The organism is Muriicola jejuensis (assembly GCF_010671595.1).
GTDB lineage: Bacteria > Bacteroidota > Bacteroidia > Flavobacteriales > Flavobacteriaceae > Muriicola > Muriicola jejuensis.
Genome location: NZ_JAABOP010000005.1, coordinates 38,744 through 57,569, shown reverse-complemented (window position 1 = coordinate 57,569; position 18,826 = coordinate 38,744). Strand labels below are relative to the sequence as shown.

Sequence of the window (18,826 nt, the reverse complement as noted above, 5' to 3'; positions counted from 1 at the left end):
ACATCGGGGAACAAGTCAAAATTATCAATAGCGGTCTTTCTCAAGTGATAGAAAGATTAAGAAGTCGTAGTTGGTTTGATTCTTTATAACCCAATTTTAGTTGTCTTCTATGGAAGAATTTATTTCCAGGGGATACTTATAAGTCTTTCACATTTTGCAAACGCTAAGCCCGGTTTGTAATTAATGAAGCGCTCCACGTTTTTCTCACCTCTTAACCATGCCAGGTAAATCGCCGCAGAATTAACTCCAGCCTCGTGGGAAAAGGGATAGCCTCCTCCAAAACGTGGATTAAACTCTAAAACATAAATTTTTTCTCCCTTAATAAAGATATCGCAATCAAGGTTTCCAACATGTTTTAAGGCTTTAGATAACTGCTTTCCTAATCTCTCTATTTTCACATCTTTTACTGAAAGAGCCTTATCGGTTTCTCCGGCTCGCATAGAGATCTTTTTCCTGGCATAAGTACCTGAGTAGTTGCCTTGAAAATCATTGAGTACATCCAACCCATATTCGTCGGCTTCGATTTTTTCCTGAAGGATAATGGAATGATCCAGATCTTTGGAACTGACAGTCCCTAAAATAGATCTGGACAACTTACTTCTTAACAATTCGTAAGCATATGTTAATTCCTTAACATTTTCAACAATTTCAATACCAATTGAAGCACTACCCCATCTCGGTTTCAAGACTAAAGGAAAAACAAGATCTGTTTCTAGCATAGCTAATTTAGCTTCTTCAACACTAATGAATGTCCGTGGAGTTAGAAATCCATTTGACTTTAAAAATTCATACGTTAACCATTTGTCAAAAGCTATTTCGATTATGTGCTTATCCGAAATAATGACCTTAGTACCAATGGCTTCAAAGTCTTCTTTACATTCTGACAAAATAGGAAGTTCGAGGTCATTTAAGGAGATAATGGCGCTAATCTTGTGATCTCGGCAAATTATTTTAAGTTCTTCCAAATAGTTGTCAGAATAAATATCTGAGACTGTGATGGCAATATCCGACTCCACTAAAGCTGGTGCAGAACTTTGATTATCGGTAGCGACAATCAATCCGGATCCTTTTAGTGCTTCCTTGAAATATTGAATGAGATAATTGCGCCTTCCGGCACATGTAAAGAGCAAATTCATAGAAATCAAATACTATGCAACCAAATTAATTGTAACCTTTCGTTTTCCTGATTTCAATAGAGGTATTTCATTAACGTATTGTATTTGTACGATCGCATCCTTTCCAACGCAATTATATACACTATTGATAAACTCTTGCTCTCGTACGAAATTATTCTTATTGTTCAGTTTGATTAGATATCTCCTTTTCCCTTTTTGTATAAATTGGATCTGGCCAACTTCAGGATACTGGCAGATAAGCCCATGAAATTTAAAAGGGTTGATCATTTCACCCTTGGTATTATAAAGTACATCTGACATTCTTCCGTGGACGCTCTGAAGCATAGGAAGTTGATTTTCAGGGTCATTTGAAAGACACATGACTCCGATGTCTCCTGTGTCATATCTAATCATAGGAGTAGCAGTGTTATAAAGATCAGTGATTACTATTCTTCCAATTTCACCATAAGGTACAGGAATATCCTCATGTAAATCTAAAATTTCTATGTAGTAACTGGCCCAATTGATCGTAAAGAATTTATTCCCGGCCATTTGCTGGGCAATGATCCCATTTTCCATGTTGGAATACCTTGACACAGGAGTCTTTTTAAAAAAATATTCCATTTGTAACTTTACTGAATCTCCAAATCCCTCTGACATGCCTATTACGGAGGTAATATTGCAGTCCAAAGGCTTGGATTCTATCTTCTCAAGGTAATCGCAAATCCTCTTGAATCCTGAAGGATAACCTAACCATGCTTTTGGGGAGCGGTCCCTGGAAATGTCGGAAATAAACTTCCCAAGAGAGTGGTCACTAAGGTCATTAACATCAACGGGAGTTATATTCTGAATTTTATATAAAAATCTTGATTTTTTAAGGTGTTTGGACCAGCTCCTAAGATATAATAACCTTTCTCCTAATGTATAACCGGAAAGACCAGCAAAATAAATAGTGTCTGCAGTATTGCGGTATTTTTTCCTTTTGGACTGGTAAATGGAAAAAGGGATTCCGGTACTACCGCTAGTGCTGACTTTTCTATATTGTTTGGATGAGATAGTGATCAAATCTAAATGTTCCTTTATCACATTTTTATTCACCACCGGAAAGTCTTCCAAGCTATTAAATCCTTTGTATCTGCTGTAATATTCTGAATGCTCCGTGCAATATTCAAGGAATTTCCGGAGGTTTTCTTTATTATTGGCTTTAAGTGCTTCAAAAGAACTACAACTTAAGGTTTCTCGTATTTCAATAAGGTCCTTTTTTATTCGATGTCCTTTGAAATAATCAAGCATCCAAAAAAACCTATGCCTAAAGCCTGATAGATGTGGCATACATAAGAATGTTTAAGTTCACAATTCCGAATAGGGGTATGGCGAATATAAAGGATATTACTGTATTGCAACATCAATTGAAGCTAAAATGTTTTTTTCTTGGTCAAATTACACAATAATATACTTTTAATTAGCTCACTATTTGATACAATCCAAATAAAAAAAATTAATAGGATAGATAAGTTGGGAGGTCGGATTCTTCACTGAAAAAACAGTACTCCAAAACACAGTGTATTTCAAAGGATAAATTGGTATTTCATAGAATTTATCAGCGTTTAATTCGAGTGATTTTTTTATTATGTAGATTTGATAAAGGAATGATAATTAACTCCCTACCTGCTAATTATGAATTCAAACTCCCTATTTCTAATCCTGTTTACAGTATTGGTTGTCTCGCACAATACACTACTTGCTCAAAACCTGCACACCCATGCCAATGCAGCCTCAATTTCCAATGAAATAAATGGCACAAATGGGTGGGGTGGAAACGCCAATTTCTCTTCCACCAATGTCAACCCATTCCAGGGGGCCTTTGCAATAAGCGCTCGTTCAACTTCTACTATCGGTCCAGGTAAGGAAATAAATTACACCTTTCCGGCTGTTGTTGGCCAGGTATATGATATCAGTATTTGGGCTAGACGCGGTGCTCAAAGCTCTGCTCCGGCCTTCGCGAACTGGATAGGTTTTTCAAATTTCACGACTACTTTGATCACAAATAGCAACTGGACTCAATACACTTGGAGTTTAACTGCTACTTCCACAAATCCAAGAATTAGAGTTTACGCAGCTGCATGGGCCGGGGCACAAATAGGGGATGAAGTTCTAATCGATAATGTATCGATAATTCAGCAAGGCGGAGACGCCCAGGCGCCCAATGCGGTGACCGATCTGGCCTCTTCCAACACGACGGATACGGCCACAGACCTGAGTTGGACCGATCCGGGAGACAATGTGGGGGTAGTGGATTATGAGGTTTTCCAGGACGGGGTAAGTATTGGGACCACAGGTGGTGCCACGACCCTTAATGTGACGGGGCTGACAGCGAGCACCTCCTATGATTTTACGGTTTTTGCTCGGGATGCTGCGAATAATACCTCCGGGGTGAGCAACACGGCAACAGTTGTGACACAGGCAGCGGCAGACGCCCAGGCGCCCAATGCGGTGACCGATCTGGCCTCTTCCAACACGACGGATACGGCCACAGACCTGAGTTGGACCGATCCGGGAGACAATGTGGGGGTAGTGGATTATGAGGTTTTCCAGGACGGGGTAAGTATTGGGACCACAGGTGGTGCCACGACCCTTAATGTGACGGGGCTGACAGCGAGCACCTCCTATGATTTTACGGTTTTTGCTCGGGATGCTGCGAATAATACCTCCGGGGTGAGCAACACGGCAACAGTTGTGACACAGGTTAGTGGGTTCATTGATTTTACTTCCTTAAACTCCAATTTACCCACTGTAGACTGGCAGGCTCAAAACATGTCTGTAGCACAGGATCTCCTGATAAGTGGAAGCGTTGGAATAGGTACGGCTACTCCTGGATCGGCTTTGGAGGTCGTTGGGAATATCATATCTACGGATATTCTTGTGAGTGATGAGGTTTATTCTCCTACCTGGAATGGAACGTTATCGGTGCCTACCAAGAATGCAGTATTTGATAAAATCGAAGAGTTAAGTTTAAATCTTGGAGATGTTAGTAAGGTAGGAACACCTGCGGATAACCAGATTGGTGTATGGACCGGAGATGGAACTATCGAAGGAAACAATAGCCTGACATTCAATGGCACAGAAATATTGATCAATGGTACTCCAATTCAAAGTTCTTCGGTATGGAGTTTGCAAGGATCAGATACTTTTTATAGTAATGGCAATGTCGGCATAGGGACCTCAACGATCCCATCAGCGTACAGGCTCGCGGTTGCAGGTGGGATTATTGCTGAAGAGATTCAAGTTCAGTTACAATCCAATTGGCCCGATTTTGTGTTCGACAAGGAATATGAACTTCCTACTTTAGATCAAGTAAGGGCTCATATAGATAAAAAGGGATACTTGCCCAATATGCCCAGCGCACAAGAAGTTGAACAAAATGGTATCAATCTCGGCGAAATGAATGCCAGATTGCTTCAGAAGATAGAAGAGCTTACACTCTATATATTGGAGCAGGATCGGAAGATACAGTATCTGGAGAAAAGAAATATAGATTTGGAGGCTATTCGCAACAGGTTAGATTCGCTGGAAAAACAATTACTTAAAAACAAGTAGAGACTCTTTGATAAATGACAATTCTCAAAATATTTATGTTAAGAAGTCTATTAACCATTCTAGTTTTGTTAATGGTGCTGAATCAATCAGAGGCACAGAGTATCCGCAAGAGTTATCATGAAATGAGTGCATCCGAACGGGATGCTCTGGTTGGAGCTTTTCACCAAATGCGGCTTGGCGGTGACCTGATCAATGATCTCGCCCAATTCCATAGTGATTTTTTTAATCTGGATGGTGTTGGCGATGGTACTCAGTTGGATATACATTTCAATTTACCTGATGAACCTCAACGTCAGATATTTTTTCCCTGGCATAGAATGCAAATTTTCGAAATGGAGCAGGCCATGCAAGTGATTAATCCAAATATAAGTATGCCTTGGTGGGATTCGTCGGTAGACCAGTCTACTGACCCCAATTCCCTTTTGTGGAGTGCATCGTTCATGGGTCAATTTGATCAGGCCTGGCAGCTGAACAGGAATCTGGGAGGGAGTGGACCTTTACCAACACCTACGGATGTAATTAATTTGCAGGCTATTTCCGACTTTTTGGTTTACTCAAATCAGATGGAGCGTGGTCCGGTTCATAGGGGAGCGCATGTTTGGGTAGGAGGAGCCATGCCCACCACTTTGTCCCCCAGAGACCCAATATTTTATCTGCACCACACCAATATTGACAGGTTATGGGCTGTATGGGAAGATGCAAATCCTGGCGGTTCTTCACATATCATCACCTCAATGATCAGATATGATGGAACCTACGTTTTTGACGGGGTTACACTCCCGCTTGTTGATCCTGATGACATTGTTAATACAAGGGCCCTGGGTGTATTTTATGCGAATAATCAACTGGCCCAGCTCTCCGATTATACCGTTAGCAATACGCATAAACCCCTGGAAAATTTTTATTATCAATTCCTTATTGAAGCGGGTAATGATTTTATAGTTCCAAGCGGGACCAATTGCAAACTGGAATCCGTAAATGAGATCAGACTTATTCCGGGATTTATCGCTGAATCTGGAGCTTCATTTATCGCAAAAATAGATGCGGACAATAACGTGAATACCGCAGGCAAGCCAGGTCCTAATACCTCTCCTCTTGTACGCGTTGAAAGACCATTTGAGTATGACGAGGCCATATTATACAAAGATGCATATGATCCAAGGGAGTTCGTCTCAGGAAATATTGATATAAATCTTTATCCAAATCCTTTTCTTGAAAGTATAGTGGTAGATATGGATAAAGTCTATTCTGAATTTAAGATTTCACTTTTTGATATGTCCGGAAGACGTTTACTGCTGAAATCCTTTGAACGCCAAAAGACCATAGATTTAACTGGTTTGCAGACTTTAGCCAAGGGCATTTATGTTTTGGAGGTTATGGTAAATGGAGAAGTAGTGCTTAGAAAAAAAATAATCAAGGAGTAACGTGTTTATTGTAAGGTATTTAATGATTGGGGTGCTTTTTATATTGATTGTAGTTAACATTATTGAAAATCAGGATTTAAAGACAAAAATCAGGCTTGCGAATTCTACTGGATTTGAATTGTCGAACATTTCACTCTTTTCAATAAAATTTGAAAATCTGAATCCCGGAGATACCTCTGGCTATAAGGAAATCAATTATGACTATCTAAAGGATGATCCTTTGATTTATACAACAATAAATCATATAATTCTAGGACTATACGTTGAAATCCCTAAAGAGAATAAAAAAAATACATTCATTGTGGATAGTGTAAATATGGAAAACAAAAGGCTCTATGTCAGATTAAGCCAATAGGTCATTTGTAATAAGAACAGGTAATCTTTCAATTCAATTCTATCGAATAATTGGAAGTTTTTACTCAAGTTCCAGTTTATTGAATATGAAATTATAATCATCGTTATGAAAATAATGGAGTATATACGTAAAGTGATTTTTTGGTTTCTCGATCTGCTTCAGGGAAGTAAAATAAGATCACACTATAAGAATATTAAGTTTATTAACGAGCAGTATAATGATCCTAAGGCCCGGATTATGAGGGATAGATCAATTAACGAATTACTACTTCATACCATCGAAACGGTTCCATATTATCAGGCGTTTCAGGGGCTAAATGCTCTCGAGGATTTTCCTGTGGTGAATAAAACCATTTTCAAGCAACATTTTGATGAGCTCAAAAGCACGGCATATTTAAATAAAAAAAACTATCTCGTGTATACCAGTGGGTCTACTGGCAATCCATTCGAGGTATACCACAATTCAGAAAAGAGGTATAGAAATACCGCGGACACCATATACTTTGGCGAAAAAGCTGGTTTCGAATTGGGTACAAAGCTGTATTATTTGAGGTTATGGGACAAACAATACAAAAAAAATCGTCTTCTCGCCTGGATCCAGAATATGTACATGCACTCAGTGGACCAATTAAAGGATGATGATATCAGGAGTTTGCTAAAAACGATGGAGAGGGATCGATCTACCAAAAGTTTGCTTGCCTATTCATCGGCTTTGCAGTCTATCTTCAAGTATTTGGATGCGAAAATATCTTCCCCTCCATTGATAAGATTCAAATCAGTCATTGCGGTCGCTGAAAGTTTGAATGATTATATCGTAGAATCAGCACAAAGATATTTCGGCACAAAGGTAATTTCCCGGTACTCGAATAGTGAAAATGGTATATTTGCGCAGCAAAATACAACGGTTGAAGACCGTGAATTCGATATCAACTGGGCTAGCTATCACTTTGAAATACTGGATATGGAAAAGGATATTCCCGCTAACCCGGGGGAGTTGGGAAGGATAGTTGTAACCGATTTGTTTAATTATTGTATGCCTTTGATCCGTTATGACACGGGTGACGTCGGGATCATAAAAGAAAGCGAGAATCGTAATCAGGCTCCTGTTTTTATGAGGATCGAAGGGAGGAAAATGGATTTATTTACCAATACTAAAGGTGAATATATTTCGTCTCATATCATTCACCACATCTTACAATTTAAAAATATCGAACAGTTTCAGTTTGTGGAAGAGGAGAACAATACCTATATCATCAAACTAAAGGTAACCGAGGAGTTTGACTATCAAACTGGAAAAAGCATAATCAACAGGTATAAACAATATTTTGGAGAAGATTCAATTGTGGAGATAGAATATGTGCAGGAAATACCCCTGTTGAAATCTGGAAAACGCAAATTGGTTATCAATAAAGCCATCAACGCCCAAAGAAAGATTATAAAATCAAACAAAGAAAACATGAATATAGGGCTGGAATTATAAGTTCTAGTTAATAATTAAAATCGTACTTATTTTTTCGAAACACATCAAGATCTGGCATGGTTTCACTTTGATCCAAAACGACATCTTTGCTGTCAAAGACCTTTAATACCGTCCTTATTAAGATCATAATGTCATTATAAAACGAGAGTTCCTTTACATATTTTACATCCAGAGCTAGTCGGCTGTCCCATTCTAAAAGATTCCGTCCAGAGACCTGTGCCAAACCCGTGATACCAGGGCGTACACTGTGCCTTAACTTTTCCTCTTGCGTATAGTAGGGCAGATATTTTATTAGCAAAGGTCGTGGCCCGATAAGGCTCATATCTCCCTTTAGTACATTGACCAGTTGTAAAAGTTCATCAATAGACGTTTTCCTGATAAAGTTACCAATGGGCGTAACTCGAAGCGCGTTAGGCAATAGAATGCCATCGGCATCTTTTTCATCCGTCATGGTCTTAAATTTAATGATGGTAAAGACTTTTTCATCTTTCCCGGGCCTCCGTTGAAAAAAGAAGGGTTTGCCCTTGTTGACAAACAGGAGTATCAAAATGAAAATAACTATGATCGGCGATAATAGCACCAATAAAAGAAGGGAAAAAAAGATATCTCCAAGTCTCTTGAATATTGCTTCGTACATGACGGTATTTTTTAATCTAAAATAATTGGATAAACGTTTATCCCTCAAATTGCTTGAAGTTGGACCTTCAATTAGCATGACAAGTTACCATTTTTCCGAATCAAGTCATTCTAAACCACTAATGGGAAACCTGTGCCATTATCCGTTCGTAGGCCATGGAGGTCAACAGATTTTCTTGTAAGTATTTGTAGCCCTTGAGCCCCATTTCTATTCTTTCGGCCTTATGTTCCATAAGATATTGAAGCGCTTTCTTCATTTCAGGTGTGTTTCCTGCCTCGCACCACAGCCCTGCACCGCTTTCCTCTAGGAGCTTCCCGAAATCTGTATTTTTGTCTATTGAAGCCAACACAGGTTTCTTGGCATTAAAATAGGAAATCGTCTTGGAAGGGATGTTGGGGATCGTGAAATCTTGGCTCAATGAAATTATGCCAATATCGGCGGATTGGAGTAATCTGTGGTAGTCCTTTGGGGATACTTGACCCTGGAGTATGATATTTTGCAATTCCGCATCCTTAACCAATTGCTCCAGGTATACACGTTCATTGCCGTCACCGACAAGAAAAAAGATTACATCTTCGATGTCCCTGCAAGCTTCGGCGAGGTAAACAATATTTTCTAATTTCTGAGGTTTCCCCATGTTTCCACCGAAAAAAACGACAAATTTCCCTGTCAGATTAAACTTTGCCTTAATCTCATTAATTTCTTTATCCTCAAGATTGGGGATAGGAGTCCTCCAATTGGGGAGCAAATGTAATTTGGAATTTTGAACTTCCGGATTGTGTCTGAGGACATAGTCAATATTTCCCTGCGACATACATCCTATAAAATCTGCCAGTTTATACAACGCCTTCTCCTTTTTCCTGAAGTACTTATAAAAAGGGCTTTTGTATGACATCATTTTGAGATCGACCGCGTTTTGAGGGAAGATGTCCCTTAGGATCAAATAAATTTTTGAACCGAAGTGAAACTTGAACCATTTCGCCAGAAAGTCGAGCGTAATTGGTGGGGTAGACATGATGATCAGGTCATACGATAGATCAAACCCGCTTTTTTTAAGGGCTTTTTTGTATTGAAAGGGCAAAAGTAAATTGGCGAGTCCTTTTTGTATTAGGCCAACATTAAATAATTTCAATGTGGGTACTCTTATGACACGAATACCTGCTTCGAGTTGTAAACCAGTACGGCTCTGATTGCGAACAGGTGCGACAACGTCTATGTTATGGCCGTTCTTATGAAACTCCAGAACCAGCTCTGTAAACATATTTTGGGAGGTATCCATATCCGGAAATCCCAAGGCCAAATAAAGTATTCTCATTACTTTTTTTATTTGGACCAGACTACTCTGTTAATGTAATCTGTGTAAGACAAGATTATCCGTACTACTTTTTCACTCACATTGGGCATTGTATAGTCCGATACTTCCCTGAAATTCCTTTCGGGATTTCTTTTTTGGGCCTCCAGTATGGATAATGCCTGCAATATACGATCGGGTCGTAGCCCGGTCAGCATAACTGAAGCTTCTTCCATGGCTTCAGGTCGTTCGTGGGCTTCCCGAATATTCAACGCTCTGAAATTGAGAATAGAGGACTCTTCTGAAATGGTTCCACTGTCTGACAAGACCCCGAATGCATGGTATTGAAGTGCATTGTAGTCCGAGAACCCCAAAGGTTTTAAAAATCGGACAAGGGAATGGGTCTTTACCTTTTTTTCCTCGAGCATATTTCTTGTCCTGGGATGCGTAGACACAATGATCGGATACTTGTAGTGATCTGCGAGAACATTTAAGGTCTCGATAAGACCATCGAAATTTTTTGGGTTATTTATATTCTCTTCTCTATGTGCCGATACCACAAAATAGGCATGCTTTTGGAGATTCAGATCCTTAAGAATAGCAGAGGTTTCGATCTTGGGCCGAAATTTATTCAGTACCTCATACATCGGACTCCCCGTTTTGATCACCCTGTCTGCGGGTAACCCTTCCCTTAATAGATATTCCCGAGCGATATCACTGTAAGTCAGGTTTATATCCGCTATATGGTCAACGATCTTGCGGTTCGTCTCCTCAGGAACCCGTTGGTCAAAACAACGGTTTCCGGCCTCCATGTGGAAGATAGGGATCTTCCTTTTCTTAGCCGGTATCGCACAGAGACAACTATTAGTGTCTCCAAGTACCAAAAAGGCATCAGGGTTGAGTTGCTCCAGAATGGGGTCAATAGCGATCAGAATACGCCCTACTGTTTCCGCGGCATTTTTACCAGCTGCATTCAGAAAGTGATCCGGTTTATTGATACCAAGGTCCTCAAAAAAGATCTCATTGAGTTCGTAATCGTAGTTCTGGCCTGTATGTACCAAAGTATGGTCTATTGCCTCATGAGCATCCAAAGCCTGGAGAACACAGGAAAGCCTAATGATCTCAGGTCTTGTTCCTACTACCGTGACTACCTTTAATTTTTTCAAATCTGATGAATTTTATTTGTGATATTATACCTCTTCAAAATATGTGTCAGGATCCTGTTGGTCAAATGGTTCATTGATCCAAAACAAGGTGATCAAGGTATCCTGGCCAGTATTTTTGATGTTATGGGTATACCAGATTGGCATATCCACATAGGCCGGATTTTCCCCGTCCAATTCGTAGTTGATAACCTGGTCTGTCCCAATTTTTCTCAATTGAATCAAAGCTTTTCCCTGAATCACGGCAAAGCGCTCAGCCTTCCGCGTATGGAAATGATTACCCCGGGTGATTCCAGGTACTGTGGCGGAAAATGAGAATTGTCCAGAAGTCTGCGTACGTGCGATCTCCACAAAACTACCCCTAGGGTCAGTATGTTTTGTATATTTCACCGGGTAGTAGTCTTCAGGCACGTAACAACGAAAGGTATTGAACAGAGCCTTTTCAAAGGGATCCTCTAATCCAGGAAAAATACCCCGTCCCATATAGTCCTCGCGGTAGCGGTTTAGAAGGTCCAAGATCTCAGACACCTTTTTATAATACGTCGGGGCTATCTTTCTTTCAAAACTGTTATCGCCTATTTTCCTTCCGCCATCGGTTCCCTTTATAGTATTAATGATTACCTGTACCAATTCATTCACATAAATGAGACCTACTTCATTATCGTTGATAATGTTTGGTACTTCACCATTGGCTACTTTGTGACAAAAAGTTGCTACAAACGAATTGTAATCCGGTTTGCCAAAAGGCCCGAATACGTTAGGTATGGTCAGGGAAGTGAACCTGCCACCTGAGTGCTCGGCCCACTCCATAAATCGTTTCTTACCCTCCAGTTTAGACTTGCCATAATGATTTTCCTTTTCCTCCTGAGACGAGGAGGAGAAGAGGATATGGGGCTTGGCATCCTGAGCTTCGCAGGCGGCGATCAACGAATCTACCAGGTTCACATTGGTTTCGTAAATGACCTCAGGGTTCTCATGCCGGTTCATGGCTGCCAGGTGCACTATGGTGTCACACTGTGACACAAAGGATTCCAACCTCGGCATGTCCTCAAAAAAAGATCGTTCGAAAGGAATTAGTGTTACTGATTCATCCAGGAAGAGGGTGTGGTACAAATGGTACCCTACAAATCCATCTTGCCCTGTTATTCCTATTCTCATAATTTCTATATTGCTTCTATTGTGACATTCCCATGGTTTAACCATTTATTACCCACAGATCCTTAGGATACCGGTAGTCATCTGCCTTCGATTCTCTAAGGGAGTAATCAGAGAATACCATAAGACCGCTATTTGCTCTTAAAGCCTGAATACCGGTGGCATATCCACCAGGGACTTCTAGTATCGAGGGTTCCTCTACCTTTAGCTCAAACGCCTTGGGATTAAGTTCAGGAGAAGGGGATTCAAAGTTATCCACTTTCACCAGCCAAATATTAAGTGAGCCGCTGAGGCAGTAGAACCATTTACTTTCTATTTTATGCCCCTGCCACCCCCTGAAATAAGAAGTATTCGATGGGCGTATTTCATACATCCGTCTTATCGAGGACAGATCAAAGGTATTGAAAAATCGCAGGATACCCCTGTCATCCCCGAAATCTTCCCCGGTGTATAACCTGGCTTCAGGCATGTTGCAATTCGTCTTTTATGTACTCCAGATTCAAGAGGGTTTGTCGTAATGCATCTGCGCTGAGTTGCTGTGTATTGTGGGAGTGGTAGTCCTCGATCTGACTGATATCAGGAGTCCCTTCTGAAAAATACCGACTATAGTTCAGGTCTCTGTTGTCTGCCGGGATGCGATAAAAATCGCCCATATCGATGGCTTTCAGCATCTCTTCCCGAGTGCACAGGGTTTCATAGAGTTTTTCCCCATGACGTGTGCCTATGACCTTGATCTCATTTTCCGCTTTAAAGATATTTCGAACGGCCTCAGCCAAGTCACCTATGGTACTGGCGGGCGCCTTGTTGACAAACAGATCGCCCTGCTGCCCGTGTTCAAAGGCGAAAAGGACCAGGTCTACAGCATCTTCCAGGGACATCAGGAAGCGGGTCATATTCGGATCCGTGACTGTCAGGGGAAGGCCGTTTTTGATCTGGTCCACAAAAAGGGGTATAACTGATCCCCGTGACGCCATCACATTGCCATATCGCGTCAGGCATACCGTAGTGGCATCGTCTTCAATGTTTCTGGAAGCAGCCACAGCAACCTTTTCCATCAGTGCCTTGCTGATCCCCATGGCATTGATCGGGTAAGCGGCCTTGTCCGTACTCAGACAGATAATGCGCTTTACCCTATTGGCGACCGCAGCATCTATGGTGTTTTGTGTGCCAAAGACGTTGGTTTTGGCTGCTTCGAGAGGGAAAAATTCACACGAAGGTACTTGTTTCAGGGCAGCAGCATGGAAGACATAATCTACACCCCTCATGGCCTTCTCAATACTGTTATAATCCCTCACGTCTCCAATGTAGAACTTCACCTTATTATTTTTCAGGCTATTCCGCATATCGTCCTGTTTTTTCTCATCCCTACTGAAAATGCGAATTTCTCCGATATCCGTTTCGAGGAAGCGATTCAAAACAGCATTTCCAAAGGAGCCTGTTCCACCCGTGATAAGTAGCTTTTTATTCTTGAACATTTTTATATGTTTTAAATAATCAGATTAGTCCTGGAGATTTTCAATATACTTAACAATACGATGACAAGCCTTTCCATCTCCGTAGGGATTGTGTAGCCTGCTCATGCTGTTATATTTGTTATCATCCGTTAACAGTGAAGAGGTTTCGTTAAAGATCTTTTCCACATCAGTCCCTACCAAAATTACGGTTCCCGCCTCTACTGCCTCAGGGCGTTCCGTGGTCTCCCGCATCACCAGAACGGGTTTCCCCAAACTGGGTGCTTCTTCTTGTACGCCACCGCTATCCGTAATCACCAGATGACTCCGATTCATCAACCATACAAATTCCGGGTAAGCCAGGGGTTCAATTAGTTTGATATTGGGAACATTTCCGAGTAATTCGTAGACCGGTTTTTGGACCTTGGGGTTTAAATGGACTGGATAGATTATTTCAACGGAATCGAAAGTCTCAGCAATTTGTTTAAGCGCTTGACAAATATTGATAAAGCCCTGTCCGTGATTTTCCCTCCTATGTCCCGTGACCAAAATGATCTTTTTATTAGGATCAATCTTATCTTTCAATTGATCCAATGCCCTATTATTCATTTTTTCTACCTTGGCAACGCTCTCCAAGAGAGCATCAATCACTGTATTACCAGTAACCGTAATAGAACTTTTACGGATACCTTCTCGCAATAGGTTCTCATATGAGGTTTGCGTGGGTGCAAAATGATAGTCTGCGATATGACCGGTTACCGTTCTGTTGATCTCCTCGGGGAAGGGGGCGTATTTGTTAAAGGTTCTTAGACCTGCTTCAACATGACACACCTTCGCTCCCGAATAAAAAGCGGCAATGCTGGCACCCATCGTAGTAGTGGTATCTCCGTGGACGTATACATAGTCTGGCTTATACGTTTCGAGTACTTTTTGAAGACCGGTTATAATGTCCGCTGTCAGACCGTAGAGATTCTGACCAGGTTTCATCAAATTCAGATCAAAATCCGGTTCTATCTGGAAGAATTCGAGTACCTGATCCAACATTTCCCGGTGCTGGGCTGTAACGCATACTTTGGTCTCAAACATATCAGACTTCTTGAATTCCTTAACCAGTGGAGCCATTTTAATTGCCTCTGGCCTAGTTCCAAAAATGATGAGATTTCTTTTTTTCAATTCCTTTATATTATCAATTATTTTTTTGTGTTAAATCCAATAGTAGTACAAAACAGACCTACAATAAGTTCAACAGATAAATTGGTTTTTATCTAGTCGTTTAATTCTTTCATGACAGTCTAATATATCTTTCATTTTCAAAGTGTTCAAAAATGAATTAATTGATTCCTGGTCAATATCACAAATCCATCCCATACCAACCTCCAAAGCACGTTTACCGACATAAGTATTAGTTGCACAAACAATAGGCACATTAAAAAATCCAGATTCATAAAACTTATTGGGCATAGCAACTCTTTCATTCTCTTTAGTGTTGTCGTACACAACAAAATTGACATTGTTTTCTGAATAGATTCGCTCAAGATCATCCGGATTTTTAAATGCTCCATTAAATGATATATTGCTGTATTCCTTGGCATGCCGCTTCATAGTATCTACTATGGAAGAACCCCCATCACCATAAAAATTCAACTTAATATTTGGATTTTTTCGAACTGATTCTAATAAATTATTAATTATATTCTCATATCTGAATGCCCCGATATAAGCAATTCTAATAGAATCTGTCTTTATTTCTCCCAAAGAAGAAACTTTACCGTATGTAGCAAGTTTATTTTCAGTGATTACCAGCTGTCTCTTTGAAACGTGATCTTTATAATATGAGTCATAAAATCCCCTGGAAGTAAAATATACTTTTCGCGATCTTTTGGCCATATATAAATCCAAATGTTTAAAAAACCACTTCTGTGGATTGGAGTAATACAGCCAGACGATATCACTTATCACATAGTCGATTTTTGCATTGAAGACCAACATGCTGAGAAACCTCAGATCGATACCTACTACATAAAGATTTTTTCTGCTAAATCCGTAGTTTCTGTAGAGCAATAACAATAACTTTAGGTACGAGAAAATCCTTTTGAAATATTGTCCATCTGAAAGCGTATCAACTATTCTATAATCTATATTTTCGTAGTTATCAAGTACTGAATAATTGTTAACTGCATGGATTTTTCTCATGTAGCCGTACGCAGAAACCCGGGAATATTCCGAACTCGCTTCAATAATTTTTTTAATGATCCTTGGTTGTTCGAAGGATTGTACTAAAAAAATCAAATGTTCTTTTTTATTGGTCATTAGCGTCTATTGATGTAAGAAGTTTCAAATTTACAACTTGGGGAGTAAGATATGTATTCCTTAATTTTTAATTTCTTTCACGTAATTTTTGAAACTTTCTGTAATAGTATCTAGGAAAGAATACTTTAAACCAACCCATGAGATAAAAAATGGGCAACCTAATGGGAAAATGTTTTTTCATATGGTGAACCTGGGATCTGAAGTCCAATCCCACGGGATTATAAAGCATTCTTACTCGTTCTCTGAAATTTAAATGAATAAAACTAGCATAAGGATTACTGTGATCATTCACGCACTCACCCTGAATACCCGGAATGACCAATATGGGTATATTATTGTTTAATGCTTTTAGGGTATAATCATAGTCTGCCATTCCATGAATATATCCTTCGGAGAGTATGCCAATTTTCGCAACCACCTCTTTGGGAACCCACATAATGTTAGCATTTCCCAGCTCGCATTTTTGTGGAGTCTTTACATCAAACGGCACTCTTTTCATTGTTGCCAGAAACCTATTGACAAAAACGGATCCTCCATAGGATATTTCATTAGAGGCTGTATCAAGGGTAGTCCCAACATAAATACCATTCGTGCCATAATTTGCTATGCAGAACGTATTTGTTTCGGCTATTGAATCAAAGAGGTGTTCGTATACATCGGTATCGTCATTGAGTAATAAATAAGCGTCAAAATCCCCCTTTCGGGCTTCATTCCATGAATTTCGCATTCCACCAGCCCAGTACAAGGAGCCATTCCCTTTCAAAAGATGGACCATCGGAAATTTCTCCGAAACCGCTCTGGATGTGCCATCTGAAGAATCGTCATCTGTAAGAAATACTGAAAGCTTGATATCTTCCTTCGTTTTATCAAGCGCTGCGTATAAGCGAGTAAGAGAACGAATGGTCTTTTCTCTTCTGTTAAAGCAAGTATAGAGGGCAGCAACTCGCATGAATTAATCTTTAGATCTTAGAAAAGTTAGATGTTACGTTAATTAGTTGATCCTCTATTGAGATTGTAAAAATAATCCTTAAGATGCGGAACAGATAATATTTCCGTTAAGGATTACCCTTTTATTGATAATATGAAAAACGATGTCTACGATTCCTTCAAATGCAAACGAAATGTCTTTGGATTGTATTCCTTGACATAATGATAATCTATGGCTTAAGAACCTATAAAATGAAAATAATTGAAAAGGAATGTGTTTTTTTAATTTAAATAAATTGGCTCAAAACATTGACTGGATACTCGCCAGAATTCTGTGATTGGAATTAAGGCCGTTGTCATAAGTTTTTCAACCTTCGGATAATGCCATGGCGTTTGGCTAGTGTCATTTTGAGAATCAACTTTAAGGCGTCCCGATAAGCAATTTGTTTTATACTGTAAAGAAGCCTCCTTTCAAAAGGATGACGATGGTTGTTCCGGGATTTTATGGAAGTGTCATATAGAAAGAAGTCGGTTCCATCTATGCCACACAGAATGTTGGCCTCCAATGGTTTTAAAGACCTCCCAAATGTGCGCAATATTTGGTAATCCAATACTTTACTGCTTAACCAGAAACGCTGACCAAAATTAGGTTTGTATCCATAGAGATCAAGACACATAGTATCCCGCGAATATCCCATTATTTCCGAAACCTTGGTGTTTTCAAAGAAAGCATCATAAACCGAGATGGAATCCTTTAGTTCACTAAAAGAGAATTTCGTCTTGGCCCCATATACGAGGGGCACTTGAAATAGTGTACTGTCTTCCGAAACATGTGTGCCGGCATCACTGAAATTAGTTGTATACGAAATCATAGGATAAAGGAAATAACGCTCTTTATCAATGAGATAGGCTATGTAAAGTTTTAGCCAGGATTTGTCTGACCAGCTTCTGACGTACTGGGGAATGTTCTCGTTGTCATGGATACTGATTTGTTTGACATACCAATTCTTGAACCCCTCCCACTGAGCCTTACTCCAGGCCTGGCCCCAGGAGGAAGCAAACTGAAAATACCAGTTGTCATACCCATCTTCTATTGCATTAAAAGACTCACCTGTATGCACATTGAATTGATGGTTATATAACGAGATGCCTCCCACATATTCCTTATTTTTTGTGAATGTCAGGGCCTCAAGGGAGTAGAAATAGAAGCTCTGTGAAACAAAGAGGTCGTCTTCCAGGATAACGACATTGCCGTACTTGAGGCTCAGGTCCCCGCATTGCAGGATATGGGTCTTAAGGCCCAGATTTTTTTCCTGGTGGAGCACCTCCTTCTCTCCATACTGCCAGTCGTAATCATGAGCTATATCGACTACTTTTTGGTTGTCCGGACCCTTGTCAATGCTGATGATCAGGGTAATCGGATGATCAGGATAGCTGGCAGCCCCCAGGGAACGCAAAAGGCGATCAAGGGAACGGGGACGGTTATAGGCCACTACAACTATAGGAGGAAGTGCTTCAGACATAGCCTAAATTCTTTTGCAGTTTCCTGACATCATCAAAGAAGATCGCGTGTTCGCTTATCCATGACAAAGGCTTGTCCCACCATTGCAATTGCAGAAGGAAGGCCTCCTCTTCCTCTTTGAAACGTTTCTTAATGAGTTTAGCAGGTACTCCGCCCATGATGGAATACGGTGCTACATCCTTAGTAACAATCGCGTTTGCCGCGATGATAGAACCATCGCCAATCACAATCCCTTCCATAAGGGAGACATTAGCACCTATCCAGACATCATTACCAATAATGATGGAGTATTTCCCTTCTTTATCCCTTGGGTCGGCAAATTCTTTAAAACGCTGTTCAACCACAAGGGAAAGGGCAATCTCCTTTCTCGTGGAGAAAAACGCAGGGTGGGTGGAAACGA

At 40.3% G+C, this 18,826-nt stretch carries 16 protein-coding genes and 1 pseudogene; 4 read left to right on the top strand and 13 right to left on the bottom strand.

Features of this window, described 5'->3' with window-relative positions:
• Window positions 1–119: 119 nt before the first annotated feature.
• Both GWK09_RS13525 and GWK09_RS13520 read right to left on the bottom strand, forming a co-directional pair.
• Window positions 120–1,136, bottom strand: coding sequence for an ATP-grasp domain-containing protein (locus GWK09_RS13525; protein WP_163694000.1), 1,017 nt, complete (start codon window positions 1,134–1,136; stop codon window positions 120–122).
• 12 nt (window positions 1,137–1,148) lie between these two features.
• Window positions 1,149–2,447, bottom strand: coding sequence for a phenylacetate--CoA ligase family protein (locus GWK09_RS13520; protein ID WP_163693999.1), 1,299 nt, complete (start codon window positions 2,445–2,447; stop codon window positions 1,149–1,151).
• 705 nt (window positions 2,448–3,152) lie between these two features.
• On the opposite strand from GWK09_RS13520, the gene GWK09_RS13515 reads away from it, so the two are divergent.
• From GWK09_RS13515 to GWK09_RS13500, 4 genes are all read left to right on the top strand, one after another.
• Entirely contained in the window at window positions 3,153–4,712 is a 1,560-nt protein-coding gene (locus GWK09_RS13515; protein WP_163693998.1) for a fibronectin type III domain-containing protein, read from the top strand.
• A gap of 14 nt (window positions 4,713–4,726) precedes the next feature.
• Entirely contained in the window at window positions 4,727–6,136 is a 1,410-nt protein-coding gene (locus GWK09_RS13510) for a tyrosinase family protein (RefSeq protein ID WP_163693997.1), read from the top strand.
• 1 nt (window position 6,137) lies between these two features.
• Window positions 6,138–6,491: a hypothetical protein gene (locus tag GWK09_RS13505; RefSeq protein ID WP_163693996.1), complete on the top strand. Its 354-nt coding sequence runs from the start codon at window positions 6,138–6,140 to the stop codon at window positions 6,489–6,491.
• 237 nt (window positions 6,492–6,728) lie between these two features.
• Window positions 6,729–7,970 (top strand): phenylacetate--CoA ligase family protein, encoded by a 1,242-nt coding sequence (locus GWK09_RS13500; protein ID WP_204260471.1) that lies wholly within the window; start codon window positions 6,729–6,731, stop codon window positions 7,968–7,970.
• 7 nt (window positions 7,971–7,977) lie between these two features.
• Here the strand turns inward: GWK09_RS13500 and GWK09_RS13495 are convergent, their stop codons facing one another.
• From GWK09_RS13495 to GWK09_RS15140, 11 genes and pseudogenes are all read right to left on the bottom strand, one after another.
• On the bottom strand, window positions 7,978–8,607 hold the full coding sequence (locus GWK09_RS13495; RefSeq protein WP_163693994.1) for a sugar transferase: 630 nt from the start codon (window positions 8,605–8,607) through the stop codon (window positions 7,978–7,980).
• A 118-nt stretch (window positions 8,608–8,725) separates the two neighbouring features.
• Window positions 8,726–9,922, bottom strand: a complete 1,197-nt coding sequence (locus GWK09_RS13490; protein ID WP_163693993.1) for a glycosyltransferase family 4 protein — start codon at window positions 9,920–9,922, stop codon at window positions 8,726–8,728.
• An 8-nt stretch (window positions 9,923–9,930) separates the two neighbouring features.
• The gene (wecB, locus tag GWK09_RS13485; protein ID WP_163693992.1) at window positions 9,931–11,064 is read right to left on the bottom strand and encodes a non-hydrolyzing UDP-N-acetylglucosamine 2-epimerase; all 1,134 of its coding nucleotides are present in this window, start codon (window positions 11,062–11,064) and stop codon (window positions 9,931–9,933) included.
• Between the two features lie 24 nt (window positions 11,065–11,088).
• On the bottom strand, window positions 11,089–12,222 hold the full coding sequence (locus GWK09_RS13480) for a polysaccharide biosynthesis C-terminal domain-containing protein (RefSeq protein ID WP_163694079.1): 1,134 nt from the start codon (window positions 12,220–12,222) through the stop codon (window positions 11,089–11,091).
• A gap of 34 nt (window positions 12,223–12,256) precedes the next feature.
• Entirely contained in the window at window positions 12,257–12,685 is a 429-nt protein-coding gene (locus GWK09_RS13475) for a cupin domain-containing protein (RefSeq protein WP_163693991.1), read from the bottom strand.
• Window positions 12,678–13,691, bottom strand: a complete 1,014-nt coding sequence (locus tag GWK09_RS13470; RefSeq protein ID WP_163693990.1) for a polysaccharide biosynthesis protein — start codon at window positions 13,689–13,691, stop codon at window positions 12,678–12,680. Before GWK09_RS13470 ends, GWK09_RS13475 begins: the two co-directional genes overlap by 8 nt.
• Window positions 13,692–13,715: 24 nt before the next feature.
• Window positions 13,716–14,840 (bottom strand): non-hydrolyzing UDP-N-acetylglucosamine 2-epimerase, encoded by a 1,125-nt coding sequence (wecB, locus tag GWK09_RS13465; RefSeq protein WP_163693989.1) that lies wholly within the window; start codon window positions 14,838–14,840, stop codon window positions 13,716–13,718.
• A 69-nt stretch (window positions 14,841–14,909) separates the two neighbouring features.
• The gene (locus tag GWK09_RS13460; RefSeq protein WP_163693988.1) at window positions 14,910–15,977 is read right to left on the bottom strand and encodes a glycosyltransferase family protein; all 1,068 of its coding nucleotides are present in this window, start codon (window positions 15,975–15,977) and stop codon (window positions 14,910–14,912) included.
• 67 nt (window positions 15,978–16,044) lie between these two features.
• A complete protein-coding gene (locus GWK09_RS13455) occupies window positions 16,045–16,926 on the bottom strand; it encodes a glycosyltransferase family 2 protein (RefSeq protein ID WP_163693987.1) in 882 nt (293 codons plus the stop codon).
• Window positions 16,927–17,260: 334 nt separating this feature from the next.
• Window positions 17,261–18,427, bottom strand: coding sequence for a glycosyltransferase family 2 protein (locus GWK09_RS13450; RefSeq protein WP_163693986.1), 1,167 nt, complete (start codon window positions 18,425–18,427; stop codon window positions 17,261–17,263).
• 73 nt (window positions 18,428–18,500) lie between these two features.
• A pseudogene (locus tag GWK09_RS15140) lies at window positions 18,501–18,704 on the bottom strand (DapH/DapD/GlmU-related protein); the annotation flags it as partial.
• Window positions 18,705–18,826 lie beyond the last annotated feature (122 nt).